The following is a 25874-nucleotide window of genomic DNA, read 5'->3' on the forward strand; positions in this document are numbered from 1 at the left end:
CATGAGCCTTGGGCAGTATGCCAGGAATGTCGGGTTGCTCGTCGGGCAGTCGTTCGTCCAGCGGGTGCTTGGAATGGTGACGACGATCATTCTCGCGCGGACTCTGGGGGCGGCGAATTTCGGCATCTACAGTGTCGTGACCGCGACGTCGAACAGCGTTTATGGCCTCGTTCGGCTCGGTGTCGATGCGTCCATCCACGTCCACACCGCCGAGGGTTTCAACGACACCGCGACCCGGCAGAGAATGCGGGAGTTGCTCGCTGCCGGATTCCTGATGCTGCTGTTCGCGGGCGCGCTCGGAGGAGGCGGCTGCCTGCTCTTCGGCGAGCGACTGGCGGTGGCGATCTACGAAAAGCCGGAACTCGCCGTCTGGATTCGCGTCGCCGGGATCGCCGTCCTGCTTCAGTGCCTATCTCAGTTCTTCTATGCCACGCTGGTCGGCTTGCACCGCTTCGCAGACTATGTGCGCGTCATGGTCGCCTCCGCCGTTCTCAGCGTCGCAGCGATCTCGCTCGGCGCCCTGGCGGCCGGACTGACTGGCGCGGTCGCGGCGCTCCTGGCGGTTCAGGCGGTGACCGTCGGGTGGCTTGGCATCGCAATGCAGTCCGCGCTGCGCAAGGAGAACCTCAGCCTCGCCTTTCACAACACGGCGGCCCGCACGAAGAGTCTTCTCGTTTTCGGGTTTCCCTTCTACGTGTCAGGCCTCATCTCGATCCCGGTCGTCTACGTGCTGCAGGGCATGGTCGTTCGGCACGCCGGACTGGAAGAGCTCGGCTATCTGCGCGCCATCATGGCGTTTGTCTCGATCGTTGCATTTGCGCCGACAAGCGCCGCGGCTGCGATGATTTCGATGTTCGCCCGGACGAGAGCCCAGGAAGGTGGCGCCCTCGCCGCCCGGATCCTGCAGAACGTCCGTATGATCCTGGTGTTCTCGCTTCTGGTGGCCGCGGCCGTCATGGTGCTGCTGCCCTGGCTCATTCCGCTCCTGTTTGGCGCGCAGTACATGCCGGCGCTCGGTGCCGCGAGCGTCGCCCTTGTCACGGCGGTACTGACCGCGGTGAACGGTGTGGTGAGCAACGCGCTGCTTTCGGCGCGCAAGGTCATGCTCCTGTTCGGTATCACCGCGTTGCAGGCCATCGTCTTCTTAGGATTCGGCTCTTATTTCATCCCGTCCTACGGGTTGACCGGCTATCTGACCGCTGAACTTTTCGGCTACATGACCGCCATGGTGGTCATGCTCCTGATTGCGACCCCGTGGTTGAGGAGGAACGGAGTGCGGCTCGGCCAGCTGATCGGCGCTGTCCCCCTGTTCTTGCTGCTCGCCGCTGGTTCGGTGCGTCTCGTTGCCCTGCCCGGATCCCCTTCGCCGGTGGAGTCGTTTGTCGGATCCTGCATTGTATTGTTGTCTCTTCTTTGGGCGTATCGCGTCATTCTCGATCCCGCCGAGCGTGACGTCGTGCGTCAAATGGTGGAGGCCGGCTCCGCACGCCTTTGGAAGCGACCATGACCATTTCCCTCATCTGCCCAGCCGATCACGCGATGCTGTCTGAGGACGGCCCGGACGCGATGCGGTGCACCGCGTGCGGGCGGGTCTACCCGATCGACGATGGTGTCGTACGGCTTCTCGGGGAGACCGACGCGTTCTACGAGGGGGCATATCTCAACCAGGTCTCCTACGTGCCCAGAAGCGAGCGGCCCTGGCATGCGTTGCCGCTCTGGCTCCTTGTCAATGGCTACCCGTGGATGGTGCGCCAACACGTTCCCGCAGGGGCGAGCGTGGTCGAGCTCGGCTGCGCATCCGGCGTGGCCTATTTCGCGCACCGCTACCGGATGGCCGGCTGCGATCTGTCCCACGCGTCCCTGAAGGCGCTTCCCTATCAGCAGAAGGTGCAGTGCGATGCCGGGCAGTGCCTGCCGCTTCCGGATGCGTCCGTCGATGCCGTGGTGAGCTCGTACTTCTGGGAGCACATCCCGCCGGACATCAAGCCGGCGATCCTGCGGGAATGCCGGCGTATCCTGAAACCCGGCGGCAAGATCATCTTCCTGTACGACGTCGAGACCGAAAACCCGCTGATCCGGCGATACAAGAAGGCCGATCCGGCGCTCTACAAGACGCTCTTCATCGATGGCGACGGGCACCTTGGCTACGAGCGACCGCGTGACAACTTTGCGACGTTCCGCGACGAGGGGTTCCGGCCGGTGGCCCGCCGGGGAATGGAGAAGACGTGGTTGCAGTCGCCGGCCGCCTACATGAAGCTGCGACAGTTCGGAAGCGGTCGTAACCCGTTCCTGCGGCTCGGAGCCCTGTTCGCGCGGTCGCCCTGGTTCTATGCCTATACGGGCATCATGCGCGTCGTCGATTCCACGGTCTGCCGACTCCTGCCCGAGGACTGGGCGCGAATCGAGTTGGTCGTTTGCGAGCGCACAGAGGACTGAACCGATGACGGCGTCGGACCTGTCCGCGAGGGGGCCATTGGTTAGCCGCAAGACAAGGTGGTTTTGACTCGTTGGATCCGAACCTGACCATCCTCGTGATCGGCAAATTCTATGCGGAGGGCTTTGCCCTTCACATTGCCGAGACGCTGGTCGACATGGGCCATGACGTCCGCCGTTTCGAGCCTGGCCTCCGCACGAGCCGTTTGCCGGGGCGGGCAGGCCAGCGGGTCGATCAGGTGCGCGGCCTCATCCACACGGCCAGCGACAATCTGCCGGCTATCCGTGCCAAGCGGATGAAGCCGCTTTGGCGAGAAGCCACCGCGGCTCCGCTCGATCTTGTGATCGTCTGCTATGATTTTCTCTGGCCTGAGGAAGTGCATCATCTCAAGAAACTGACCGGCGCACCGGTCGCCATGTGGTATCCGGATGCGATGGTCAATTTCGGACGGGGCTACTTCCTCAACGCTCCCTACGACGGGATTTTCTTCAAGGATCCCTATATCGTCCATGCATTGGCGGACGTCCCACCGTCTCCGATTTATTATCTCCCCGAATGCTTCAATCCCAAGCGGCACCGCCTGCCGGAAGGCGAGACGATCGGGGCGGATTACATCTGCGACCTTGCGACGGCGGGCAGTGCCCACTCCTGGCGGATCGCGTCGCTTCGCCACCTGAGCGACTACGACGTCAAGCTGTGGGGCCCGGCACCGCCTTTGTGGATGCCGTTGGGTCCCGTGGCCTCGATGTATCAGGGTAGGACGGTTCTCAATGACGAGAAGGCGCGCGCCTTTCTCGGAGCCAAGATCGTCCTCAACAATCTGTACTACGGCGAAATTTGGGGCGCCAACGTTCGGATGTTCGAAGCGGCGGGCATCGGTGGATTCCAGATGGTGGACTGGCGTCCGGGCATTGCGCAGCTTTTCAAGGATGGGGAAGAACTGGTCACGTTCCGCAACGTCAGCGACCTCAAAAGGCTGATAGACCATTATCTGCCGAAGCAGGACGAGAGGCAGGCGATCGCGGAGGCAGGAAAGCGGCGGGCCCACGCCGAGCACACCTACCGACATCGCCTCGAGTTGCTCCTCGCAACGGTGTCAGGTGCCGAGCACGGATTTCCGATGCCGGCGCTGCCATGGGATCAATCGCTGTGAAACGGATCGAAGCAGATCGATCACAATTGGCGGGCACGGCGATCTTTTTCATCGCCGTCGCCGCGGCGACGATCCCATTATTCCTTCTGGACGTGCACGGCGGCAGCTTGGACAAGGCCATTTTCCTGCTGCTGAATATCGTCCTGATCACCTACCTCGTCTGGGAGGTGACGCGACTCTATCGGCACAGTCGCCGCATGGCGTTCGTTCAGCCGCCGGTAATCGCGTCGATCATGCTGTTCGGCAAGGACTACATCATGCCGAACGTCCCAGCCTTGTTCGGCGTGGACAACCCCGTAGCGGCCCAGTTCATGGCCTGGCGGGGCGACTATATGTACTGGCTGAACATGGCCTTGTCCGCCGTCCTGCTAGCGGTGGTGGCGATGTGGCGCGGCTACCACAGCCGGGTGAGCGCGTGGCTGGCGGTGCGTGTCCAGAGGTTCATGGTTCGGCGGCAGCTGGTCGCCACGAGCTTCGATCCCAACATGCAAGCGGTGGTCATCCTCTTTCTGCTCTCCGTCTTCGCGGTATTCCTCCAGGTACGGCTAGGCGTCTTCGGATACAGTTCCGATGCGGACAGGATGCAGGAGACTCAGGATATCCAGGCCTGGATCGGCCTCATGACGCAGGCCGGATCGCTCGCCTTTCTGGTTCTCTGCCTGGCCGTTTTCGCGCAAGGGAGAAAGAAGAGCGCTGCCGTTCTGGTCCTTTTCGTCGTGGTTCTCGTCTGGCAGTTCGCGGCAGGGTTCCTTGGCGGCTTCAAGAGCCAGGTGGTCATGCCCGTCATTATCCTCGGCGTTGCGTATTACATGGCGCGAGGGCGGCTTTCGATCGGCCTGATCATCCTGTCGTTCGTCATGCTGGTTGCGGCCTTTCAGACCATCGAGCCATTCCGCCGGGCGCGCTATGCCGATCCAACCTTCGACAGTTCGAGCCTCACCTCGATCGTCAGCACGTTCTGGAAGGCCGCGACCAGTCCTGAAGACTATGTTCGACCGACAGATGATACGACATTTGCCGATATTGCGGCCCGGACAGACCTGATCACCTTCACGGCCATCAGCTTGGACTACAGTCATTCGGCCGAACTGAACGAATATGCACCGCGGTTCGCGGCGGACCTTCTACTCATTCCCCTCAATGCGTTCATTCCGCGCTTTCTGTGGGCCGGAAAGACCGTCGTCAATGATGGCTGGTGGTTTGACGCATTCGTGCTTGGCCGGGGTCCTGAAACACGTAGTTCGGTTGCGATGGGCCCGGTGTCCTATCTCTACTTTGCCGGCGGGTTCGGTATGGTGCTTGTCGGATTCTACGTGATCGGCGTATTGCAGCGTATTGCTTTCAGTGCCTTCGTGCCGCTCGGGCTTGGTGGGTGGCTTATCTTTCTGGCGACCTTGCCAACGCTGGCCCTGATACCTTCGAACGTTGCGGCCGCAATGACCGGCCTATTGCGGCTGTTGCCCTTCCTCGTTCTGGCGCAATTGTGGGTCATCCGGAGACGAAGGCATCCTTCGCGTTGAGAGCGGTTCGATCTGCTCGGAATCCGAGACCGAGCCACTTGGAATTCTGCAATTTCTGTGGTCGACGGAGTGCGCGGATCTGAACGGTTCTGGCTCTCGAATGGGCCCTTCTTCCGGCGCGGCTCTCCCCACCTTCGATCGGATGCCCATGCAGTCCATCCACGTCGTGCCGACGATCGACAACGAGGCCAGCGGTCCGTCCTACTGCGTCACCCGCCTCTGCCAATCGTTGCTGGCGGCCGGGCATCCGACGCGGCTCGGGGTGCTCGATCCGCTGCCCCCTGGCCCGGGTTACGGCTTCGCGACCGCATTTCCCTACGGGATCGGGCCGCGCCGGCTCGGCATCTCTCCTAGCCTTCGAGACTGGGTTCGCGCCGAGGCTCGCAGCGAGGGCGCACGGATCCTGCACAACCACAGCCTCTGGATGGAGACGAACGTCTATGCGGCGGCGGCGGCGAGAGGCACGGCTTGCCGGCTCGTCGTGTCGCCTCATGGCACGTTCGCGTCCCGGGCGCTCGAGCGTTCGTCCCTGACCAAGAAGGCTCTCTGGCCGCTGTTCGTCACCCGGGCGACGCGGGGTGTGGCGGCGTTTCATGCGACTGCAGAGCATGAATATGCCGACATCCGCGCCAGCGGCTTCCGGCAGCCGGTGGCTGTTCTGCCCAACGGCATCGACTTGCCCGAAGCGTTGCCGAAGGCGGTTGCCGGCCGGCGGCAGCTGCTGTTTCTGGGCCGGATCCATGAGATAAAGGGGATCGACCGGTTGCTGCGGGCGTGGGCGGTCCTGCAGGATCGTCATCCGGACTGGGACCTTGTGCTCGCGGGGCCGGACGAGGGCGGACATCGAGCGGATATGGAGCGGTTGGCGGCGGAGCTTGGTCTCGAGCGGCATACCTTCGTCGGGCCGCTCTACGGGCCCGACAAGCTTGCGGCCTATCGCGCGGCGGAACTTTACGTGCTGCCAACGCTGTCGGAGAATTTCGGCATGACGGTTGCCGAAGCGCTGGCGGCGGGCACACCAGTCGTGACCACGAAGGGTGCACCCTGGTCTGGCCTGGAGACAGAGGGGGCCGGCTGGTGGATCGACCACGGCGTAGAGCCGCTTGTCGCGGTCCTTGACGCGGCCATGAGTGAACCGGCGGAGCTGCTGGCGCGGCGCGGCATGAACGGGCGGGACTGGATGGCGAGGGACTTTTCCTGGGACCGTATCGCCACCGACATGGCCGCTTTCTATGCATGGCTCGCAGACGGCGGAGCTATTCCGCCGTTCGTGAAACTCGATTGAAGCCGGAGATCGCCCGCGATGCAGACTGAGACATCCTGGTGATTTCGATCCGTCGTGCCGCGGAAAGGCTGTCGCGAGGCCGGTCGCTGTGGCGGCGGCTGCCGCGCAACTTTGGCCGCGCGCCGCTGCTGATTTCACCGGACGCGGCGCTGCAGCTCATGAAGCTTGGCGACGCGGCATTCGACCCGATGCTGCTCCGGCTCTGCAGGGAGTACGTTGCGCGCGGATCGGTCGCCTGGGACGTGGGCGCCAACGTGGGGATCTTCTCACTGGGCGCTGCCGCCCTCGGGGCCGAGGTCCTTGCGATCGAGCCTGATCCCTTTCTGGGAGGCCTGCTCCGAAGGACGGCTGCGCATTCCGACAACCGGGCCCTCGTGCTGGACGTGATCGGCGCCGCGGTGGCGTCGGAACCGGGGACGGCTAGGCTCGCAATCGCGGAACGGGGAAGGGCGTCGAACTTCCTCGAAGAGTTCGCCGGGCGTTCCATGGCTGGCGGCACGAGGTCCAGCTGCCTCGTGCCGGTCCTGACGCTGGACCTGTTGCTTCGGGACCGACGGCCGCCAGATCTCGTCAAGATCGATGTCGAGGGCGCCGAAGTTGCGGTTCTCGACGGGGCACGGCAGCTGCTCGAAACGGTACGGCCGACGATTCTGATCGAGGTGAACGGTGAGACCGGCCGGGAGGTGCTGGCGCGCTTTCGAGCGTTGGGAGGCTACCGAGTCTTCGATTTCGAGACCGGCGTCGAGTGCGTCGATGGCAACCCGCTCGGCATGAACCTGATGGCCTGTCCGATCGGTGCGGGGGAACCCCAGCCATGACGCCGGATGCGGCTCAGCCGCGCTGGAAGGCAGGCACGGCCCCGGTTGCGGTGGTCATGATCTCGTTCAACGAAGCCCACAACATGACCGAGGTTCTGGACAATCTCGCCGGCTGGGCAGAAGAGGTCTTCCTCGTCGACAGCTTCAGCAACGACGAGACGGTCGATATCGCGCTGTCGCGGGGCGTCACGGTGGTACAGCGGGCGTTCACCGGGTTCGGAGATCAGTGGAATTTTGCCGCCCGGAAGCTTCCCTTCAAGGCGCCATGGACGATGAAGCTCGATCCCGACGAGCGGCTCACCCCCGAACTCAAGGCGGCAATCGAGCAGGCGATCACCGCCGACGCACACGACGCACTGATCCTGCGGCGCCGTCTGTGGTTCATGGGCCGGCCGCTGTCCATCCGACAGGATATCCTGCGCCTCTGGCGCACCGGGACCTGCCGGTTCGCGGACGTTGCGGTCAACGAGCATCCGCTTGTCGAGGGTGCCGCGCTGGGCGTCGCCGGCGATCTGGAGCATCATGACTCGCCGTCGCTGCACAGATGGGTCGAGAAACAGAACCGCTATACGACGGCGGAGGCGATCGCCGGCTTCCGCAACGACGCACTCTCCGTCACTCCTCGACTTCTCGGCAGCTCGCTGGAGCGGCGTATGTGGCTGAAGCGGGTCTATTGGCGGGCTCCCTTTCGGCATCAGGCGATGTATCTTTTCTGTCTGTTCGGCCAGGGAGCGTGGCGGTCCGGGCGGTCCGGATTCATCTGGGCCCGCCTTCGGGTGATGGTATTTCGCATGATCGAGGACAAGCGTCGCGAGATGGAGTGGCGCGGCGAGGTTCTGAGCCTCCCGCCTGTCATGCGCGGCGCGCCGCATCCGGGCGCCATCCAGGCGGGCAGTGTCGATCGGGGCGCGCATGACTGACGCGGGGCACCTTCCATGTGTGGAATAGCCGGGTACAGCGGCGCTTTCGTGCCCGGGCTGCTTGCTGGCATGAGCGAGGCGATCGCCCACCGCGGACCGGACGCCGACGGTGCCTTTCAAGACGAGGAAGCGGGTATCGGCCTGGCCCATCGCCGCCTCGCCATCGTCGACCTGTCGTCGGCCGGCAGTCAGCCGATGCAAGACGATGCGGGTCGTGTGGTAATCGTCTTCAACGGCGAGATCTACAATTTCCGCGAGCTTCGGGACGAGCTGATTGCCGACGGCTATCGGTTCCGTGGTCACTCCGACACGGAAGTTCTCCTGAACCTCTATCTGCGCGACGGGCCGGACCTGCTGGCCCGGCTGAACGGCATCTTCGCCTTCGCCATATGGGATCGTGAGACGCGCCGATTGTTTCTGGCGCGGGATCATTTTGGGGTAAAGCCGCTCTATCACACCACCACGCCCTGCGGGTTCCTGTTTGCTAGCGAGTTGAAGGCGCTCCTCCGGGAGTCCTCGGTGTCTCGCGAGCTGGACCCGGAAACCGTGGCGGGGCATCTGACCTTCCTCTGGGCGCCCGGACCGCGAACCATGCTCGCCGGTGTCGAGAAGCTTGAGCCGGGAACGGCGATGCTTGTTGCCGACGGCCGGATCGCGCGGCGTTGGCGCTTCTATGATCTCCCCTTCGGGGTCGGGAAGCGTAGGACAACGGTCGAAGCGGCGTGCGCCGGCGTGAGGACCCACATAGACCAGGCAGTCGAGCGGCAGATGGTTGCCGACGTACCGGTCGGAGCCTTCCTGTCGGGCGGTCTGGATTCCAGTGCCGTGGTCGCCAGCGCCCGCGCGTTCTCCGAAAATCGTCTTCAGTGCTTCACCATTGCCTTCGGGGACGCGGGCGCGATGGCGGAAGAGGGCATGGCAGAGGATCTTCCCTACGCGGAACAAGTTGCCACCCATCTCGACGTGGATCTTCATCGGGTCACGGCCGGCCCGGAGATGATCGACAGCCTCGAGGAGATGATCTTCTTTCTCGACGAGCCCCAGGCGGACCCGGCGCCGCTGAACGCCTATTTCATTTCCATGCTGGCCCGGCAGAACGGCATCAAGGTGCTGCTATCAGGCGCCGGCGGGGATGACATCTTTACCGGCTACCGCCGTCACTATGCGTTGCAGCAGGAGCGGCTGTGGGACTGGCTGCCGCGCCCGGCGCGGTCAGCCATTGCCGGGGCTTCGTCCCTGTTGCCGATCGGATCGGTGCCGCTGAGGCGGCTGCGCAAGGGGCTGGCCAACGCGGGCTCGGATGGCGACGGGCGGATCGCCAGTTACTTTGCCTGGATCGATCCGGCGCTCGCCTTCGACCTGCTCGACGCCGATTTCCGGGCAGGCTTGGAAGGGCAATCCGCAATGGCGCCGCTTCGCTCCGCCGTCAATGACTTGCCGAAAGGGGCCTCGCGTCTCGACCGGATGCTTGCGCTCGAGTGTCGCCATTTCCTCGCAGACCACAATCTCAACTACACGGACCGCATGTCGATGGCGCACGGAGTCGAGGTTCGCGTGCCGCTGCTGGACCCGGATCTGGTCGCCTTTGCGGCGTCTCTGCCGGACGATTTCAAACAGCATGGCCGGACGGGCAAGTGGATTTTCAAGAAGGCCATGGAAGGCATACTGCCGGACGCCGTCATTTACAGGCCCAAGACCGGCTTCGGAGCACCGTTGCGGCGCTGGCTGCGCCAGGAACTGCGACCGGTGGTTGGCGACCTTCTCAGCCGGGACGTGATACGCCGCCGGGGGATCTTCGACGCTGACGCGGTAGCGCGGCTGGTCGCCCGGGATCACGCCGGTCGGATCGACGCGGCCTATACGATCTTCGCCCTGGTCTGCATCGAACTCTGGTGCCGAATCTTTCTCGACCAGAGTCCACCCCAGCTCCAAGCGGCAAGGTCGGAAGTCAGTCGAGTGATCGCATCTGCCTGAAACACTCCTGCCGTTTCTGATTGTCCGCGATCATTCGCGTCCCGCGCTGCCTGTCAACATTGAGGGCTCCAGGTTGAGCGGGTGGCGCCGGTGCGCAATCAACGGATAAGACGCGCAGATGCGAGTCAACTCAATATGACGCCTCCCGCATCCCGCCAGTCGCTGCCGTCGGACCAGAACGGTCGCGGGCCGCCGGCGGCATCGTTGACATAGACCATCGTTCCGGCACCTGACCCCGAGGCGTCCGGTACGCTGGCTAGGCTATGGGGGGCAGTGCGTATCGCGCCGTCGACGTGGAGCGTCGCCGTCGGGACGACGTCGCCGATCGCCACGCGCTGATTGCCCGATGCGGAATTGGACAGCGTCATCACCGTGGCTGTGTGGAAGCTGCCGTCGTGATAGGTCCCCTGAATCGCCAGTTCGGAAACGCCGCTTTCGGCGGCGCCGCAGAAGGCGAGCCGCCCATTGGTCCCGTTGAATGGCTGGTAGAAGGCAAGTCCGTTGCTCGACTGGCTCCCGAAGTTCGTGCCGTCCACGATGACCGCGCCGAGGGGAAGTGTGACCGGTTGCCTCGTCTGCAGTCGCAGCACGTGGGTGGCCGGGTCGAGGACGGAGTCATCGAAGGCAACGATCAGGGACTCGTCATAGTTGCCCGGGTGACCGGGACTGATGGCCCATCGCTTGCCCGGTGCGAGATCGCTTTCCACCACCAAGGCCCGCCCCAGGCCACGCGCGTGAAGCGGCGCCTTGGGGACGCCGGTCCCAGCACCGACCATGCCAGTCAACGGATCGATCACCAAGCTTGCCGACCAGCCGATGTCGAGATCGTCGCCGCTTTGCTTGAAGGCAACACTGCCGGCAGGTCCTCCGGACGGGAGCCCCGTTCCCGGCGCCCCGGGCTCTCCCTTTTCACCAGCCCGGCCGGGCGGACCAGGCAGCCCGACGATCGCGCTGGCGACTCCGCCCGGATCTACGGTGACTTGCAGCCCACCGGTGGAGATTGACGCAGTGACGCTGGTGACGGCGATCGTCACGTCGGTGGTGGCGGTCATTGCACGACCTCCTCGATCGGGACCACCAGGCCGCTGATGACCCGATAGATCTCGTCAGTACCGGTCGTCATCTCAAGCTCGTAGACGCCTGGCGCCGTCACCGCAGATGTCACGGCGGGGGTGCCCGAAACGAAAAGCCGGCCATTTGGGCCGTCGACGGCGATGCCCCCGTTGTCGGTCGTCAGGTCGAGCATCAAGGCGCCGTGTCGGTCTCGCGCCTGGAGAACCGCCGTGAAGCCGGTGATATCGATCGGCTGAGCGCCGCCCCAGATGATCTCGAATGCAAGCGTCTTGCCGCGAAAGACGTGCATGGTGATGTCGTCGCCAGAGGGAAAGAAGGCCACTCCGGATGTGGTTCCTGACATGAATGGGACCTGCTCGTTCTGTTGAAGCCGCAGCCATTTCCTGTCGGCCAGGTCGAAACACCTGATCGCAGGAGGCTCTAGGAGGCGGAGGGGCGGCACAGCAGCGCGTGGATGGCGATGCGTACCTTGCCGTCGCTGAACGCTCCGCCGTTCGCGGTGATGCGCACGAAGGTGTCCGCATAGAAGGCGGTCGGGCCTGTCACGCCCGCGTTGGTGCTCCCCGCTGCTGTGCCGAGCGTGCTGCCATACTTTCCAGGCTCGCCGGCTATGCCGCAGTCATAGGACGCGGCGCCGGCGATCGCCTCGGTCGTGCGGGTGGTGACGGCAAACACGATGGACCGGTCGGGAATGACGGCGGTGCTCTCCACCATGGCTCCGGAGAGCGTGAGTTCGTCCTCTATGAGTTCGAACCGGGTCTCGGCGCCATGTGCCTGTTCGTTGAGGAGGACCGACGGGCCGCCCGTGCTTCCGCCCGACTGAACCTGCCAGGCGGTGCCGTCGAAAACGCGAAACACCCCCTCGTCTGCGACAAAGGCCAGCCACCCGGTCCCGGGCGGATAGAAGGCCCAGGTGCCGCCCTGGAACGCGGCGACCTGTCCGGTCTTGCCGGTCCAGGCGCCGCCCGCGTCGGCGGGCACGATGTAGCGGTCGCCCTCGGATGGCTCGCTCGGCGCGTCGGACAGATCCCGGTCGAGCACCGAAAGCTGCACCAGCGCGTCGAGGGCCGTGAGCGCCTCGTTGTGGGTCACATGCTTCTGGGCCTGTGCGCCGAGAATATAGGGCAGGCCAAGCGTCGCGGTCGTATCCATCCGTCGTCCTTGCCATTCTCATCATGACAGGCAGCCGCTCGCGGCGGCTTTATCGACTGAGAGGATAAGGGCGACCAAGCGGACGGGGATAAGATTGGATGCACAAATGCAGTGTTTCTTCACCGCGTGAGGCAAAATCGATCCACTTTCGCCAGCCTCGCATTGATTGCTTTTGGCGGCCTGTTAAGCATGGCACGCGGTTCAGATCGCACCCGCGACAGCGATGATTTGCGGCCGGGTAGGGAGAGATAGCGGCATGAGCCTGCAGAATCTGAAGAACGATGAGGGTCAGCTCTGGCTCAACGTAGCGTCGTCCCACTACCCGATCGACGGTTTCGTGAACCTCGACAACCATGTGATGATGATCGCGCTCGACCGCCCCTACCTGCTGCCGTTCATTCCTCGGCGGAACAAGAACCTCCTTGAGGCCTACCGCGAAGCCCGTGCCAAGGGCGTGTTCGTCCGTCACGATTGCCGCCAAAAATTGCCGGTTCCCGACTCAACTGTAGATCACATCCTCTGCTCGCATTTTCTCGAGCATGTCTTCCCTGACGAAGGCCGCGCGATCCTCGCGGACTTCAAACGGGCTTTGAAGCCGGGCGCGACGATGCACATCATTGTTCCTGATTTAGAGGTCCTTGCGCGACGATACGTGGAACAGTGCGATGCCGGTTCGCCGACAGCCGCGGATGAAATGATCGAGCGAAGCCTCCTGTCGAAACCGGATCGCGGCTCTTGGCAGTACCGGGCGATGGAGTTTTCAGGTGGCTTCGGGCTGGGGCACCGGTGGATGTACGATCAAAACTCCATGCGCGCCCGAATCGTCGCATTGGGGTTTGAGATGCTTGAGGGCAATGACACTCCCAGTCGAGCCTTCCGGCAAGGCGACGATTCCGTGCATGTGGTTGCGCGCAAGCCGCGCTGACGCGTCACCTTGGGAAGGTCGGGAATGAAGCAGGTTCTGCAGAGCCTCCGGGATGGGCGTACCGAGGTTGCCGACGTTCCGGTACCGCTTGCTTCTCCGGGCCACGTGCTGATCCGCACCGAACGCTCGCTGGTGTCGGCCGGCACCGAGCGGATGCTGGTCGAGTTCGGCAAGGGCAATCTGATCGAGAAGGCGCGCCAGCAGCCCGACAAGGTGCGGCAGGTCCTGGCCAAGGTCCGGACCGACGGCATCGGTCCGACGATGGAAACGGTGCGCGCGAAGCTCGACCAGCCGCTGGCGCTCGGATACTGCAACGCCGGAACGGTCATAGAAGTCGGCACCGGGGTCGTCGGCTTCGTCCCCGGCGACCGCGTCGCGTCGAACGGCAAGCATGCCGAGATCGTCTCCGTCCCGGCCAATCTCTGCGCGAAGATCCCGGACGGGGTGTCGTCCGAGGCGGCGGCCTTTACCGTCGCCGGCGCCATCGCGCTGCAGGGGATCCGGCTCGTCGGGCCGACGCTTGGCGAGACGGTTGTCGTCACTGGCCTCGGGCTGATCGGCCTGATGGCGGTGCAACTTCTGCGCAGCCATGGCGCCCGGGTGCTTGGCATCGACTACGCTGCCGACAAGCTGGCACTCGCCCGCAGTTTCGGCGCAGAGACGGTGGATCTCTCCGCCGGCAGCGATCCGGTGGCCGCCGCCGTCGCGTTTTCACGCGGGCGGGGGGTGGACGCGGTGCTCGTCACCGCGTCCACCAAGTCCAACGAGCCCATGCACCAGGCTGCGCTGATGTGCCGTCAGCGAGGGCGCATCGTGCTTGTCGGCGTCACCGGCCTTGAGCTTTCGCGGGCCGATTTCTACGAGAAGGAACTGACGTTCCAGGTCTCGTGCTCCTACGGGCCTGGCCGCTACGACGCCGACTACGAGGAGCGGGGCCACGACTATCCGGTCGGCTTCGTGCGCTGGACCGAACAGCGCAACTTCGAGGCCGTGCTCGACATGCTCGCCGACGGCCGACTCGACGTTGGGCCGCTGATTTCGCACCGGTTCGCCGTCGACGAGGCCGAGGCCGCCTATGCCGTCATGGGCGGCTCGGAGCCGTCACTCGGCATCGTCTTCGCCTATCCGGCTCAGGCCAAGGACGCACCGGCGGAGCCTCGCCGCACGGTGCGCATCGCCGATCCGCCGATCTCGCCGGGCAAGGCCTCCGTCGGCTTCGTCGGATCGGGCAGCTATGCCACCAAGGTGCTGATCCCGGCCTTCAAGGCTGCTGGTGCCGGGCTGGGATCAGTCGCGTCCGCATCGGGCGTCAGCGGGCTTCATGCCGCGCGCAAGTTCGGCTTCGCGGACACCACCACCGACACCGCCCGCATCTTCGACGACGCGGCGCTCGATACCGTGGTGATCACCACCCGGCACGACAGCCACGCGCAGCTGGTGCTACGTGCCATCGAGGCGGGCAAGCACGTCTTCGTCGAAAAGCCGCTGTGCCTGACCGAGGCCGAGCTCGATGCGATCGAGGCCGCCCGCACCGCCAGGGCTGCGGCCGGTGAGGCACGGCTTCTGATGGTCGGCTTCAACCGCCGCTTCGCGCCCCTTGTGGTCAGGATGAAGGCGCTCCTCACCGGTGCCAGCGCGCCGAAGGCCATCGTCATGACGGTGAACGCCGGCGCGATCCCGGCGGACCACTGGACCCAGGATCCCGCGGTGGGCGGCGGCCGGATCATCGGCGAAGCGTGCCACTTCGTCGATCTGGTGCGCCATCTGGCCGGCGCGCCGATCGTCGAGGCGCGACGCACCGCGATGGCGTCGGCCACTGGCGACACCGTCACGCTACAACTGGCGTTCGAGGACGGCTCCATCGGCACCGTCCACTATTTCGCCAACGGCCATCGCAGCCTGCCCAAGGAGCGGGTCGAGGTGTTCTCGTCCGGCTGCGCCCTGCGCCTCGACAACTTCCGCAGCCTCACCGGCCACGGCTGGAAGGGGTTCCGCAAGGCGCGGTTGTGGAACCAGGACAAGGGACAGCGCGCCTGCGCGGCGGCGTTCGTGGAGGCAGTAAGGAGCGGCGGTCCCGCGCCGATCCCGTTCGAGGAGATCGCCGAGGTGACCCGGACGACCATCGCGCTTGCCGAGGGGCGGGCGTGAGCGGCGCGGCGCTCCGAACCGGTCTTGCATCGGAGCACCCGGCGCCGCCGACCCTGCGATCCGTCTCCGCGATGCATGGCCTGCTGCGTTACTGGAACACCGTGCGCCATCTCCGCCCGTTCCAGATCTACGGCCGCGCCTGGCACCGCCTGCACGTGCCGAAGCCCGACATTCGCCCCGCTCCGCCCCTGCGTGTGCCCTCGGCCAAATGGCGGGCACCGGCCGCGCGGCCGGCATCGATGCGCGGACCCGACGAGGTGGTGTTCCTCAACGTCGCCGGCCAGATCGCCGGGGCGGCCGACTGGGACCAGCCTGAGCGCGACCGGCTGTGGCGCTACAACCTCCACTATTTCGATGACCTGAACGCCGACGGGGCCGACGCCCGTGCGGCGTGGCATCGCCGCCTGATCGATCGCTGGGCCGCCGAGAACCCGCCTGCTCTCGGCAGCGGCTGGGAGCCCTATCCCCTGTCGCTTCGGATCGTGAACTGGTGCAAGTGGGCGCTCGCCGGCCATGAGCTGGATGCTGGCGCGCGCGAAAGCCTCGCCGTCCAGGCCCGCTTCCTGCGCGGCCGCCTCGAATGGCACCTGCTCGGCAACCACCTGTTCGCCAACGCCAAGGCGCTGGTCTTCGCGGGAATGCTGTTCGAGGGCGGGGAAGCCGACGGCTGGCTCGCCAAGGGCCTGGAGATCCTGGCACGAGAAGTGCCGGAGCAGGTGCTGCCGGACGGGGGCCACTTCGAGCTGAGCCCCATGTATCACGCGCTGATCCTGGAGGATCTTCTTGACCTCCTCAATATTGCGGCCGCGTTTCCCGGCGTCGTGCCTGAGGCGGCCGTCGCGACGTGGCGCGAGGCCTCCGGGCGCATGCGCACCTGGCTTGCGGCGATGTCCCATCCGGATGGCCAGATCGCCTTCTTCAACGACGCCGCCCTCGGCATCGCGCCGCCGCCGGCCGCCCTCGAAGCCTACGCGGAACGCTTGGGCCTGCCGCCTTCGCCCGCGCCCTCGGACGGGATGACCCGCCTTGCCGACAGCGGCTACCTGCGGGTCGCCGGTCCGGACTATGCTGCGGTTCTCGACGTTGCGCCCGTCGGGCCCGACTACCTCCCGGGTCACGCCCACGCCGACACCCTCTCGTTCGAACTGTCGCTTCACCGCCGGCGAGTGATCGTCAATTCCGGCACCTCGCTCTACGGCACCGGACCCGAACGCCTGCGCCAGCGATCCACGGCCGCCCACTCCACCGTCGAGGTCGACGGTGAAAACTCCAGCGAGGTGTGGAGCGGCTTCCGGGTGGCGCGCCGCGCGCGGCCTATCGGCCTGAACGTGTCGGGCGCCGCCGGGGCCTGGTCCGTCACCTGCGCCCACACCGGCTACCGGCGGCTGCCCGGCGGGGTGACGCACCTCAGAGACTGGCGCTTCGGGCCGCGTTCGCTGTCGGTCACCGATCGGCTGGAGGGACGTTACGGCGATGCGATCTCCCGCTTCTTCCTGCATCCGGGCGTCACGGCCGAGGCGGACGGTCGCGGCGGACGCTTTGTCCTTCAGGACGGGCAAGTGGTCGGATGGGGCGTCGAGGGCGGTTCGGTAGCGCTGGTGGAGGCCACCTGGCATCCGGAATTCGGGCTCTCGCAGCCGACCCTTTGCCTGGAGGTGCGACTGGTCGGGCCTTCCTGCACGCTGACGCTGGATTGGTGAGCCCGGTGCACATTCTCTTCCTGACCGACAATTTCCCGCCGGAGGTCAACGCGCCCGCCTCGCGCACCTTCGAGCATTGTCGGGAGTGGGTGAAGGCGGGGCATCAGGTGACGGTGATCACCTGCGCGCCGAACTTTCCGAGGGGAAAGGTCTATGACGGCTACCGCAACCGGCTCTGGCAGAGCGACGTTCAGGACGGCATCCGCGTCATCCGCGTGTGGAGCTACATTTCGGCCAACGAGGGGTTCGCGCTCCGCACGCTGGACTACGTGAGCTACATGGTCGCCGCCGTGGTGGCCGCGCCGTTCGTATCCAAGGTCGACCTCGTGGTCGGCACCTCGCCACAGTTCTTCACCGCCTGCGCGGCCTATGCCGCGAGCCGGATGAAGCGGGTGCCATACGTGTTCGAGCTGCGCGACCTGTGGCCGGAATCAATCCGGGCGGTCGGCGCGATGAAGGATGGCAAGGCGCTGAGGGCGCTGGAGCGGCTGGAACTGTTTCTCTATCGCAAGGCTGCCCGGGTCGTGTCGGTCACGCATTCCTTCAAGCGCAACCTGGTGGCGCGCGGGATCGATCCGGCGAAGATCGCGGTGGTGACCAACGGCGTTGACGTTGCCCGCTTCCGCCCGCTTCCGAAGGACACTGAGCTCGTTGCCCGTTACGGCCTGGAAGGCAAGTTCGTCGCCGGCTATGTCGGCACCCACGGCATGGCGCACGCGCTGGAGACCGTGCTCGACGCCGCGAAGCTGATGCAGAACGCGGGGGACGACCGCTTCCGCTTCCTTCTCCTGGGGGACGGCGCACGCAAGCAGGCGCTGGTCGAACGCGCCGGGGAGATGGGCCTCGGCAACGTCATCTTCATCGACAGCGTGTCGAAGGACGAAGTCGCGCGCTACTGGTCGCTCATCGACGTGTCCGTCATTCACCTGCGCAAGACGGAACTGTTCACGACAGTCATCCCTTCCAAGCTGTTCGAATGCCTCGGTATGGGGATTCCGGTGCTCCACGGCGTGGCGGGGGAATCGGCGGAGATCGTCGAGCGCGAGGGGGTAGGACTGGTGTTCGAGCCCGAGAACGCCGGGGCGCTCGTTGCCGGTCTTCGGCGCATGGCCGACGACCCCGGCTACATTGCAGCCCTCAAGGCGCGCTGTCTTGCGGCTGCGCCGACCTACGATCGAAGCGTACTGGCGATGCGCATGCTGGACGTGCTGACGGAGGCGGTCGATGACCGCCGGCGTGTACGGAACGGGGAATCGGGACCTTCGGATGGCTAGCTTGAAAATCCTCAATGTCGTCGGGGCGCGGCCCAACTTCATGAAAATGGCCCCGCTGATCGAGGCGCTCGAGGGGCGGCGCGATCGCTTCGCCCAGAAGCTGGTGCATACCGGCCAGCACTACGACGAGCGGATGAGCAAGGCGTTCTTCGAGGATCTCGGCATGCCGCGCCCCGACGTCGACCTGGAAATCGGGTCCGGCTCGCACGCCGAGCAGACCGGCCGCATCATGATGGCGTTCGAAAAGGTCTGCCTCGACGAGCGGCCGGACCTGATCATCGTCGTGGGCGACGTCAATTCGACCATGGCCTGCACCATCACGGCGAAGAAGCTCGGCATCCGGGTGGCGCACGTCGAAGCGGGCCTGCGCTCGCGCGACATGGGCATGCCGGAAGAGATCAACCGCCTCTGCACCGACGTGCTGTGCGATCTTCTGTTCACCACGGACCGGCTTGCCGACGAAAACCTCCTGGCGGAGGGCGTCGCGCCGGACAAGATCCATTTCGTCGGCAACGTCATGATCGACACCCTGGTGAAGCATCGGGGCATGGCGGAAACGCTCGGCCTGACCGAACGGCTGGGCCTGACGCGGAACGGCTACGCCACGGTGACGCTCCACCGCCCGTCCAATGTCGACGACCCGAAGATCCTCCGGGGCATCTTCGAGGCACTGGCCGAAATTGCCGAGACGATGCCGATCGTCTTCCCCATCCATCCGCGCACGCGGAAGATGGTCGATCAGGCCGGCCTAGGCCAGTTTCTGACCACCGGACCCCGGGCAAAGGGCATCTGGGCTTGCGAGCCGCTGGGCTATCTGGAATTCCTGCACCTCAACATGAACGCCCGGCTGGTGCTGACCGATTCCGGCGGCCTTCAGGAGGAGACGACGGTGCTGGGCGTTCCGTGCCTGACGCTGCGCCACAACACCGAGCGTCCGATCACCCTGACCGAGGGCACGAACGTTCTGGTCGGCAACGATCGCGACCGGATTCTGGCGGCGGCCCACGACATTCTCCAGGGCGACCGGCGAAGCCTTCCGGTCCCGGAAAAGTGGGACGGCCGCGCGGCTGAGCGCATCGTCGGGGTCCTCGATCGGGTTCTCGACTGAGCAAATCCGCGGGCGAGGGGCCGGCGGTGGTTTGATGCATCCGCTCGAACGGGAGGCCGGAAGAGGCAAAACCTCGAGCGTCCTTGCTCGGTTAAGCTCACGAGACACCGGGAAGCGTCACGGGCCCAACGAGGCGCCTGTTTCAGTTCGTTGCGGCGGGCTCGGCGCGTGTGATCGACAGATCGTCGAACCAGATCGAGCCGCCGTTCACGTCCTTCTCCAGGGCAACGCGCGCATCGATTTCCAGGCGCAGCCACTGGGCGGGACAATTGTCGGCGGGCACGTCGATGTCCGCCTCAAATGTCTTCCAGTCGGTCGTGCCCCTGAGGGGGTCGGACGCGCCAAGGATGCGCGGGGTCGGGCCTGCGCAGTAGACCCGCCAGACCGTACCGCGCTCCGTGTCGAAGGCATCCGCCTTCTCCCGGCCCTGCAGCTTGTATTTGCCGGGCGGCAGGGTCAGCAGCTTGCTGACATTCTGGAAGTCGACGCGGCCCCGGTAGAACTGGACGCGCAATGCCTCTTCCGCGCCCGCGGTCGCCTCGATGGTGATGTCGGCGCCCTCGACGGGCTTGATGCTCCAGTCGAATGGCAGCCCGCTCAGCGGAAAGCGGAAGTCGCCGTTGGACAGATAGTCCAGCGTGGCGAACTGGTCCGAGGGAAGCACGCTCAGCCAGAGGAAAAGCGCGTCCTGAAACTTCCCCCCGTCGACCAGCTTGGTGAGCAATTGGCCCAGTTCGCGATTGGTCGGGGGCGAAGGGGTACGTTGAAGTTCGGCGAACAGCGCGGTCGTTCCGCCCAGCGACGGCGGATTGTCCGATGCTCTGAGCAGGAACTCCGTTCGCCACGGCGGATTGCGCGCAAGAGCCGTCGACAGCGCCTGCACCGCGTCGGGCAGGACGACGAGCTGGCGCATGGAATCGTAGAGCGTGTAGCGCAGTTCCGGTCGGGCGCGGATGACGACGTCGGCGTGCGCGATCGCGCCGGCGTAGTCGCCCCGTTGCAGGGCATTGTCATAGAGCCAGACGTGGGGCACCGGGTCGCGCAGGCTCCGCGCCGCGCCCATCTCCATCGCCGTTCTTGCCGTGACCGGCTGATCGTGGGCATCGAGGCTGAGGCCATAGAGGCCGAGCGCGCGCTCGGTGAGCGGATCGGCCGCCAGCGCGGCGCGCGAGGCCGCCTGGACGCGCGCCCAGTCGATGTCCTCCGGCTTGCGGGTAAGTTCCGCATCGGCCGCGGCCATCAGGCTCGGCACACGGGTTGTCGCCGGGTTGCCGGAGCCATCGAGCGCCTTCTCCGGCTGGGGAGGAGTGGTCACCGTCCCGACGATCAGCCACGCCAGGACCACGCCTCCGATCGCCATCGCCGCGGTCGTGATGCGCCGCCGGCGGGAGCCGACCATCAGGGACGCAAGCGTCCTCGGAGGCTGGGAATCCTGCTGCTGCGATGGCGGCTTCGTGCGCCGGCCGGGGGCATCCGTCATGATCTATTCACCCGCGACACGGGTGGCTGACGGGCTTGCCGGGATCGCTTCGCAGGCAACCGCGGCGGTGCCGGTCCGGTCGATGCAGGAGGCGACCGGCGGATCAGAGGGAAGCGGCTCGCTCAGGTCGAAGGGGATCAGCCATCCCGCAAGGAACACGACTCCCGCCGCCGGCGTCCGCCAGGTCACCCGCCGCCGCCGGTCGGCGGCCGGCTTCTGGCGCAGTCCGGCGATCAGTGGTGGCGCAAGGTGGACGTGCCTGCGGCGCTGGAAGGCCCGTGCACGATCGGCACGCACGGTGCGGTCGTAGGCAGCCCTGCGCGCCGGGGTCTTCAGGTCGTTCCAGGCGGTCGTGATCCGCCCGGCGAAGGCGGCATCCCACTCGGAGTGGTCGTTGTCGGGGTGCAGCCAACGCAGCAGCCAGCGACCGTGCTCGCGCACCGCGGCCGGGGAAGCGTCCGGGGTGAGGCCGAGGATCCGGTAGCTGTCGTTCTCCGCGTGGAAGAGGACCTGCTCGAGATAGAATCGCGCCGCCTTGACCAGGAGCCCGCCCGGCTGGTCCATCAGCGTCGAGAGCCGCTCCCGGGTCTCGACGCAGCCGCCGGCCAGCCTGATGAGAACGTCGATATCGTCCGGGAGTGCGGACTGCTGTCGCAGCACGTCCGCCATCGCGGGCGCGCGCAGGAGCTCCATCGCCGTGATCAAGCCCCTGGGGACAGGCTCGCGCATCGACTAGGCGTCCTTCCTCTCGTCGGCGATCGCCTCCGGTTCGCGGTCGTCCTCGTCGGCCCCGTAGCTGTAATATTCGTCGGTCCCGTAACCGTAGCCGTAGCCGAAGCCCGAGGTCTTCAGGTTGAACTTGTTCAACACGGCCCCAAGCACGTCGGCGCGGGCGAAATGAAGCCGCTTGAGCGCGTTGGCGACGCCGTTGCGGGGCGCCTTGTGGGCCTCGATGACCAGCAGGCAGCCTTCGGCGAAGTTCGACAGGATCGGTGCGTCTGCCATGCCACCCACCGGTGCGGTATCGATGACGACCAGATCGTACTTCTCCGAGGCGATCGCCAGCAGCGACGCCATGCGCGCGCTCGCCAGCAGTTCGGTCGGATCGGGCGGCAGCGGGCCTGCCGGCATGAACTCGAGGTTCGGATAATCGGTCCGCTGGAGGACTTCAGGCGGCCGGGCGTTGCCGACGAGGCAGTTGGAGAGGCCGCGATGGCCGCTGCAGCCGATGCGCCGGTGCAACGAAGGCTTGCGCAGGTCGGCGTCAATGAGCAGCACCTGCATGCCGAGAAGGGCGAAATGCCGTGCCACGTTGAACGAGGTGGAGGACTTGCCCTCCGACGGCCGGCTGCTGGTGACCAGCAGCGTCTTCGGCACGCCGCCCGGCGTGGAGAACTGCAGCGCGGTGCGCAGCGACCGATAGGCCTCGTTCAGGGGCGAGCGCGGGTCCGCCATCTGCTCGCTGTATTTCGTTTCCTCGACCTCGGGGATGATCCCCATCAGCGGCAGGCCGAGCTCCTGCTCGACATCCTCCGGCAGCTTGAAGCTGTCGTCGATGAATTCCCGCCCGAATGCCGCGAGACCGCCTGTGAGAGCGCCGAACATCAGTGCGAGCGCCAGATTGACCTTCAGGTTCGGCTTGAACGGGGCTCCCGGTCGCTGCGCCTCGTCGACGATGGAGATGTTCGACGGATTGCCGGCGCCACCAGTGACGCTGAGTTCCTTGTAACGCTGAAGAAGGCCTTCGTAGAGCGTCCGGTTGGTGTCGACCTCGCGCTTCAGGATCGTGTAGTCGATGTTGCGTTCCTGGTAGTTGTTCACGTCCTGCTTCAGGTCGGCCACCCGCTGCGCCAGGGTGGTCTGCTCGTCGACGGCGGCCTGATACTGAAGCCGGATCGATTCCTTGATCCGCGCGACTTCCTTGTCGATCTGGCTGTCGATTTCGCTGATCTGCGCCCGCAGCTGGACCATGTCGGGATAGCCCGGCTTGAAGACCTTCAGCTTCTCCTGATAGGTGAGCTGCAACTCCGCACGCTTGGAGCGGAGCATCGCCACGGCGTCGGTCTCCAGCGACTGCGGCAGTTCGTTGGAGCTCTGGATCTGCCGCCAGACGAGCTCCTGGCGCAGCCGCTCCTTGGATGCGGTGGTCAGCGCGCCGTTGATCTCCTCCAGATTGGCCATGGCGAGCGTGCGGTCGTCGCCCGTCGTCAGGATGTCCTTCGCCTCGGCATAGCTGACCAGCTTGCGCTCGGAGTCGCTGAGCTTGAGCTTCAGATCCTGCAGGCGCTCTTCCAGGAATTTGCGGGCGTGGGCGGAGGCCTCGTAGTTCCGCTCAAGACTCATCTCGATGAACGCCGTCACCACACCGTTGGCGACTTCCTGGGCGAACTTCGGGCTGGGGCTGTCGTAGCTGACCCGCACGACGCGCGAGTTGCGCACCGGCTGAACGCTGAGGCCGCCCATGACGCGGCCCACCGCACCGGCCTGCGCGGCCTGGATGTTGGTCGGGGCGGCCGGCGCCGATCCCGAGAAGCCGCTCTTCAGCCGCGACAGCAGCGACTTGCGGGTCTTCATGAACTCGGGCTGCTCGGCGAGCCGCAGCTTGGCGACGATGCGCTCCGCCAGGGCCCGGCTCTTCAGGAGCTCGTACTGAGTCTGGTAGAACTCGATGGCGGACGCGCCGTTCTCGCGGTTGTCGACACCGGCGAGGCCACTCAGGTTGGCCACCTCTCGCTTGATCTCGATGGTCGCGCTGCCGCGGTAGATCGGCGTCTGCAGCAGCGTGTTCACGAGCCCCACGCACACGACGAACGCCATCACGCCGAGCACGAGCCAGCGGTGCTTGAAAAGCACTCCGATATATTTCTTCAGGTCGAACGGCGGATCGTCGGACTGGAACTCGCCACCGGCACGGCCGCTGCTCAGCAGCGCCGGCGGCAGCATGGCGGCCGGCGTCACGTCCCTGCGCTGCGGCGGATCCGGGCGCGGCAGGAGATCGCGGTGCCCGCCGCCTCGTCCGCCACCGCCACGTCCCTGATAGGCTGCGGGGCTCGTCTCGGCCGCGGATGCGGGAAGATTGCGATCTGCCCCCGCCTCGCGGCCGTCGCGGCCTTCCGATTCCGTCCCAGGCTGCCGGGAGACGGACGCACCTTCCCCGTCCGCTTCCGCATCCCCGTTCAGGGGACGGCGCGGGGCTTGCCGGTCGTCGTCGATATCCCAAGCGTCCATCGTCACCTCTTGCGACGGTGTATCAGCCTATCAGAATGTCGGCCGGAAGAGAGCCGCAACTCCTGCGCTTTCGCGAATATTGCGCCACATGGCGCGCCCTTGCGATTCGTCGACCACCACAGTGTCGCCGGCGAGGATCACCGGATCGTCCTGCTGGCCCTTGCGGATCGCGTCGACGTTGAAGACCGCCGCCATCCGCTGCCCATCCTGGTTGCGGAACACGATGACCCCGTTCGGATCGCCGACCCGGTCGAGCCCCTTTGCCATCGCCAGCACCTGCAACAGGGACGATTGCCCCGGGATCTCATAGACGCCCGGGCCGTTCACCGCACCCTCCACCGTCACCTTCTGGCTCCGGTATTCCTTGACGAACACGCTCACCTGGGCCGACTGCAGGTAGTTCTGCTCTAGCTTGGCGGCGATCTCCCTTTCCAGCTCGCTGGTCGTCTTGCCGCCGGCCTGCACCGTCCCGATCAGCGGCAGCGCGATCTCGCCGCGTGCGTTCACCTCGACCGTCTTGGTGAGGTCCGGAACCTGGAAGACGGAGATCTCGACCACGTCGAGGGGAGACAGGCGATAGTCGGTGCCAACCTGGGAAGCCGCTGACGGCAGGCTGGTCCTCGGAGCCGGCCGGGAGGAACTGGCGGCCGGCGCGGACGCCCGTGCCGCGGAGGCCGCCGGAGCAGGGGACGTCTTCACGGCGGTTGCCGTCGATCCCGACAGCGGTGTTGGGGCGCCAGGCGCCGTCGCCTGCGGTTGAAACGTGGCGTTCGGCTCGCTGTTGGAGGCCTGCTGGCTGTTGCTGACGCAACCCGCAAGCAGCAGCGCCGCGACAGACAAGGCCGGAAAGAGAGGAAGCCGCACGGTGGTTCTCTACGTTGCCCGAACGCCGCCCGCGACGCCCAGTCCCGGCGGCGCGACGATGTCGTTCGGATCCAGATTCTTCACAATCCCCAGCGGACGGGTGACGCTGACATGTTCGCCCTCCGCCTCGCCGAGGCGCGCCGCAACTGCATCGCGTGCGCTGCCCATGCTCGGCCGGCGGCGACCGGTGTTGTGGGCGTCGGAGGCGACGAGGTGCACGATGCCCTCGTCGAGCATTCTCTCGGCCCAATAGCGCGGTTGGCTGCCGAACTTGCCGGTGATCGAACCGGCCGTCAGTTGGATCCACGCCCCCGCAGCAACCATCCGCTTTATATCGGAATAGCGTGTCTCGATCCACGACAGACGTTCTGGGTGGGTGATGACTGGAACGTAGCCCGCCGCGCAGAGGTCGGCGACGACCTCATCCATCCGCTGCGGGACAATGTGATGGGGCGGTTCCAGAAGAAAGTAGCGGCTGTCGGCGATCGTCGGAATGTGGCCGGATCGCATGCCCTCGATCAGCCGCGGCGCCAGGTGCACGTCTGCGCCGGTCACCAGGTAGAGGTCGATGTCGTTGTCGTAGAGGGCGGACGCGAGCTCCTCCACGGCTCGGCGGATCTGCGGGCCGTCATTGTCGTAGATGCCGGGCGTGATGTGCGGCGTGCAGGCCAGGATCCGGATGCCGTCGGCGACCGCGAGGCGAGCCATTTCCAGCGATGTGGCGAGATCGCGGGCGCCGTCGTCGATGCCGGGCAGCAGATGGCAGTGCAGGTCGATCATCGATACAGCCGTTTGTGTCCGTCTCGGGCGTGTCCGT

General features: G+C 65.7%; 21 protein-coding genes. 13 read left to right on the forward strand and 8 right to left on the reverse strand.

All coding sequences use genetic code 11. From position 1 onward, the window contains the following. Position 1 precedes the first annotated feature (1 nt). The 8 genes from AB7M35_RS13955 (at position 2) to asnB (ending at position 10104) form a co-directional block, all read left to right on the forward strand. On the forward strand, positions 2-1507 hold the full coding sequence (locus AB7M35_RS13955; protein WP_453960804.1) for an oligosaccharide flippase family protein: 1506 nt from the start codon (positions 2-4) through the stop codon (positions 1505-1507). Further along, entirely contained in the window at positions 1504-2436 is a 933-nt protein-coding gene (locus tag AB7M35_RS13960; RefSeq protein WP_453960806.1) for a methyltransferase domain-containing protein, read from the forward strand. Before AB7M35_RS13955 ends, AB7M35_RS13960 begins: the two co-directional genes overlap by 4 nt. A 71-nt stretch (positions 2437-2507) precedes the next feature. After that, positions 2508-3587 carry a CgeB family protein gene (locus AB7M35_RS13965; RefSeq protein WP_453960808.1) on the forward strand — a complete coding sequence of 360 codons (1080 nt, stop codon included), beginning with the start codon at positions 2508-2510 and terminating at the stop codon, positions 3585-3587. Next, entirely contained in the window at positions 3584-5107 is a 1524-nt protein-coding gene (locus AB7M35_RS13970; RefSeq protein WP_453960809.1) for a hypothetical protein, read from the forward strand. The genes AB7M35_RS13965 and AB7M35_RS13970 overlap by 4 nt, the downstream gene beginning before the upstream one ends. 148 nt (positions 5108-5255) lie before the next feature. Beyond that, complete coding sequence (locus AB7M35_RS13975) at positions 5256-6392, forward strand: glycosyltransferase (protein ID WP_453960811.1); 1137 nt, start codon at positions 5256-5258, stop codon at positions 6390-6392. A gap of 38 nt (positions 6393-6430) precedes the next feature. Further along, positions 6431-7210 (forward strand): FkbM family methyltransferase, encoded by a 780-nt coding sequence (locus AB7M35_RS13980; RefSeq protein ID WP_453960812.1) that lies wholly within the window; start codon positions 6431-6433, stop codon positions 7208-7210. Then, positions 7207-8130 carry a glycosyltransferase family 2 protein gene (locus AB7M35_RS13985; RefSeq protein ID WP_453960814.1) on the forward strand — a complete coding sequence of 308 codons (924 nt, stop codon included), beginning with the start codon at positions 7207-7209 and terminating at the stop codon, positions 8128-8130. Before AB7M35_RS13980 ends, AB7M35_RS13985 begins: the two co-directional genes overlap by 4 nt. A gap of 15 nt (positions 8131-8145) precedes the next feature. Further along, positions 8146-10104 (forward strand): asparagine synthase (glutamine-hydrolyzing), encoded by a 1959-nt coding sequence (gene asnB / locus AB7M35_RS13990; protein WP_453960815.1) that lies wholly within the window; start codon positions 8146-8148, stop codon positions 10102-10104. A gap of 125 nt (positions 10105-10229) precedes the next feature. Here the strand turns inward: asnB and AB7M35_RS13995 are convergent, their stop codons facing one another. The 3 genes from AB7M35_RS13995 to AB7M35_RS14005 all read right to left on the reverse strand — a co-directional run bounded on the left by AB7M35_RS13995 (position 10230) and on the right by AB7M35_RS14005 (position 12330). Continuing rightward, positions 10230-11156: a hypothetical protein gene (locus tag AB7M35_RS13995; protein WP_453960817.1), complete on the reverse strand. Its 927-nt coding sequence runs from the start codon at positions 11154-11156 to the stop codon at positions 10230-10232. Continuing rightward, a complete protein-coding gene (locus tag AB7M35_RS14000) occupies positions 11153-11500 on the reverse strand; it encodes a hypothetical protein (RefSeq protein WP_453960819.1) in 348 nt (115 codons plus the stop codon). The genes AB7M35_RS13995 and AB7M35_RS14000 overlap by 4 nt, the downstream gene beginning before the upstream one ends. 98 nt (positions 11501-11598) lie before the next feature. After that, on the reverse strand, positions 11599-12330 hold the full coding sequence (locus tag AB7M35_RS14005) for a DUF2793 domain-containing protein (RefSeq protein WP_453960821.1): 732 nt from the start codon (positions 12328-12330) through the stop codon (positions 11599-11601). Positions 12331-12586: 256 nt separating this feature from the next. On the opposite strand from AB7M35_RS14005, the gene AB7M35_RS14010 reads away from it, so the two are divergent. The 5 genes from AB7M35_RS14010 (at position 12587) to wecB (ending at position 19485) form a co-directional block, all read left to right on the forward strand. Further along, positions 12587-13255, forward strand: coding sequence for a class I SAM-dependent methyltransferase (locus AB7M35_RS14010; protein ID WP_453960822.1), 669 nt, complete (start codon positions 12587-12589; stop codon positions 13253-13255). Between the two features lie 24 nt (positions 13256-13279). Next, positions 13280-15403 carry a bi-domain-containing oxidoreductase gene (locus tag AB7M35_RS14015; protein WP_453960824.1) on the forward strand — a complete coding sequence of 708 codons (2124 nt, stop codon included), beginning with the start codon at positions 13280-13282 and terminating at the stop codon, positions 15401-15403. Between the two features lie 71 nt (positions 15404-15474). Then, complete coding sequence (locus AB7M35_RS14020; protein WP_453960826.1) at positions 15475-17103, forward strand: heparinase II/III family protein; 1629 nt, start codon at positions 15475-15477, stop codon at positions 17101-17103. Between the two features lie 5 nt (positions 17104-17108). After that, positions 17109-18377, forward strand: coding sequence for a glycosyltransferase family 4 protein (locus tag AB7M35_RS14025; RefSeq protein WP_453960828.1), 1269 nt, complete (start codon positions 17109-17111; stop codon positions 18375-18377). Beyond that, on the forward strand, positions 18370-19485 hold the full coding sequence (gene wecB / locus AB7M35_RS14030; RefSeq protein ID WP_453960829.1) for a non-hydrolyzing UDP-N-acetylglucosamine 2-epimerase: 1116 nt from the start codon (positions 18370-18372) through the stop codon (positions 19483-19485). Before AB7M35_RS14025 ends, wecB begins: the two co-directional genes overlap by 8 nt. 142 nt (positions 19486-19627) lie before the next feature. Here the strand turns inward: wecB and AB7M35_RS14035 are convergent, their stop codons facing one another. From AB7M35_RS14035 to AB7M35_RS14055, 5 genes are all read right to left on the reverse strand, one after another. Further along, entirely contained in the window at positions 19628-20965 is a 1338-nt protein-coding gene (locus tag AB7M35_RS14035; protein WP_453960831.1) for a hypothetical protein, read from the reverse strand. 3 nt (positions 20966-20968) lie between these two features. Then, a complete protein-coding gene (locus AB7M35_RS14040) occupies positions 20969-21658 on the reverse strand; it encodes a J domain-containing protein (protein ID WP_453960833.1) in 690 nt (229 codons plus the stop codon). 39 nt (positions 21659-21697) lie between these two features. After that, positions 21698-23923 carry a GumC family protein gene (locus AB7M35_RS14045; protein ID WP_453960834.1) on the reverse strand — a complete coding sequence of 742 codons (2226 nt, stop codon included), beginning with the start codon at positions 23921-23923 and terminating at the stop codon, positions 21698-21700. 300 nt (positions 23924-24223) lie between these two features. Then, positions 24224-25057, reverse strand: a complete 834-nt coding sequence (locus AB7M35_RS14050) for a polysaccharide biosynthesis/export family protein (RefSeq protein ID WP_453960836.1) — start codon at positions 25055-25057, stop codon at positions 24224-24226. Positions 25058-25066: 9 nt separating this feature from the next. Next, positions 25067-25837 (reverse strand): tyrosine-protein phosphatase, encoded by a 771-nt coding sequence (locus tag AB7M35_RS14055; protein WP_453960838.1) that lies wholly within the window; start codon positions 25835-25837, stop codon positions 25067-25069. Between the last annotated feature and the right edge of the window lie 37 nt (positions 25838-25874).

It is taken from the genome of Amorphus suaedae, assembly GCF_053629675.1.

Excerpts from the sequence above, each read along its gene's own strand:
- wecB (WP_453960829.1), top strand. The coding sequence starts at position 18,370 with ATGGCTAGCTTGAAAATCCTCAATGTCGTCGGGGCGCGGCCCAACTTC.
- AB7M35_RS13960 (WP_453960806.1), top strand. The coding sequence starts at position 1,504 with ATGACCATTTCCCTCATCTGCCCAGCCGATCACGCGATGCTGTCTGAG.
- AB7M35_RS14040 (WP_453960833.1), bottom strand. The coding sequence starts at position 21,658 with ATGGAGCTCCTGCGCGCGCCCGCGATGGCGGACGTGCTGCGACAGCAG.
- AB7M35_RS13985 (WP_453960814.1), top strand. The coding sequence starts at position 7,207 with ATGACGCCGGATGCGGCTCAGCCGCGCTGGAAGGCAGGCACGGCCCCG.
- AB7M35_RS13955 (WP_453960804.1), top strand. The coding sequence starts at position 2 with ATGAGCCTTGGGCAGTATGCCAGGAATGTCGGGTTGCTCGTCGGGCAG.
- asnB (WP_453960815.1), top strand. The coding sequence starts at position 8,146 with ATGTGTGGAATAGCCGGGTACAGCGGCGCTTTCGTGCCCGGGCTGCTT.
- AB7M35_RS14015 (WP_453960824.1), top strand. The coding sequence starts at position 13,280 with ATGAAGCAGGTTCTGCAGAGCCTCCGGGATGGGCGTACCGAGGTTGCC.
- AB7M35_RS14005 (WP_453960821.1), bottom strand. The coding sequence starts at position 12,330 with ATGGATACGACCGCGACGCTTGGCCTGCCCTATATTCTCGGCGCACAG.
- AB7M35_RS13995 (WP_453960817.1), bottom strand. The coding sequence starts at position 11,156 with ATGACCGCCACCACCGACGTGACGATCGCCGTCACCAGCGTCACTGCG.
- AB7M35_RS14055 (WP_453960838.1), bottom strand. The coding sequence starts at position 25,837 with ATGATCGACCTGCACTGCCATCTGCTGCCCGGCATCGACGACGGCGCC.
- AB7M35_RS13975 (WP_453960811.1), top strand. The coding sequence starts at position 5,256 with ATGCAGTCCATCCACGTCGTGCCGACGATCGACAACGAGGCCAGCGGT.
- AB7M35_RS14010 (WP_453960822.1), top strand. The coding sequence starts at position 12,587 with ATGAGCCTGCAGAATCTGAAGAACGATGAGGGTCAGCTCTGGCTCAAC.
- AB7M35_RS14020 (WP_453960826.1), top strand. The coding sequence starts at position 15,475 with ATGCATGGCCTGCTGCGTTACTGGAACACCGTGCGCCATCTCCGCCCG.
- AB7M35_RS14035 (WP_453960831.1), bottom strand. The coding sequence starts at position 20,965 with ATGACGGATGCCCCCGGCCGGCGCACGAAGCCGCCATCGCAGCAGCAG.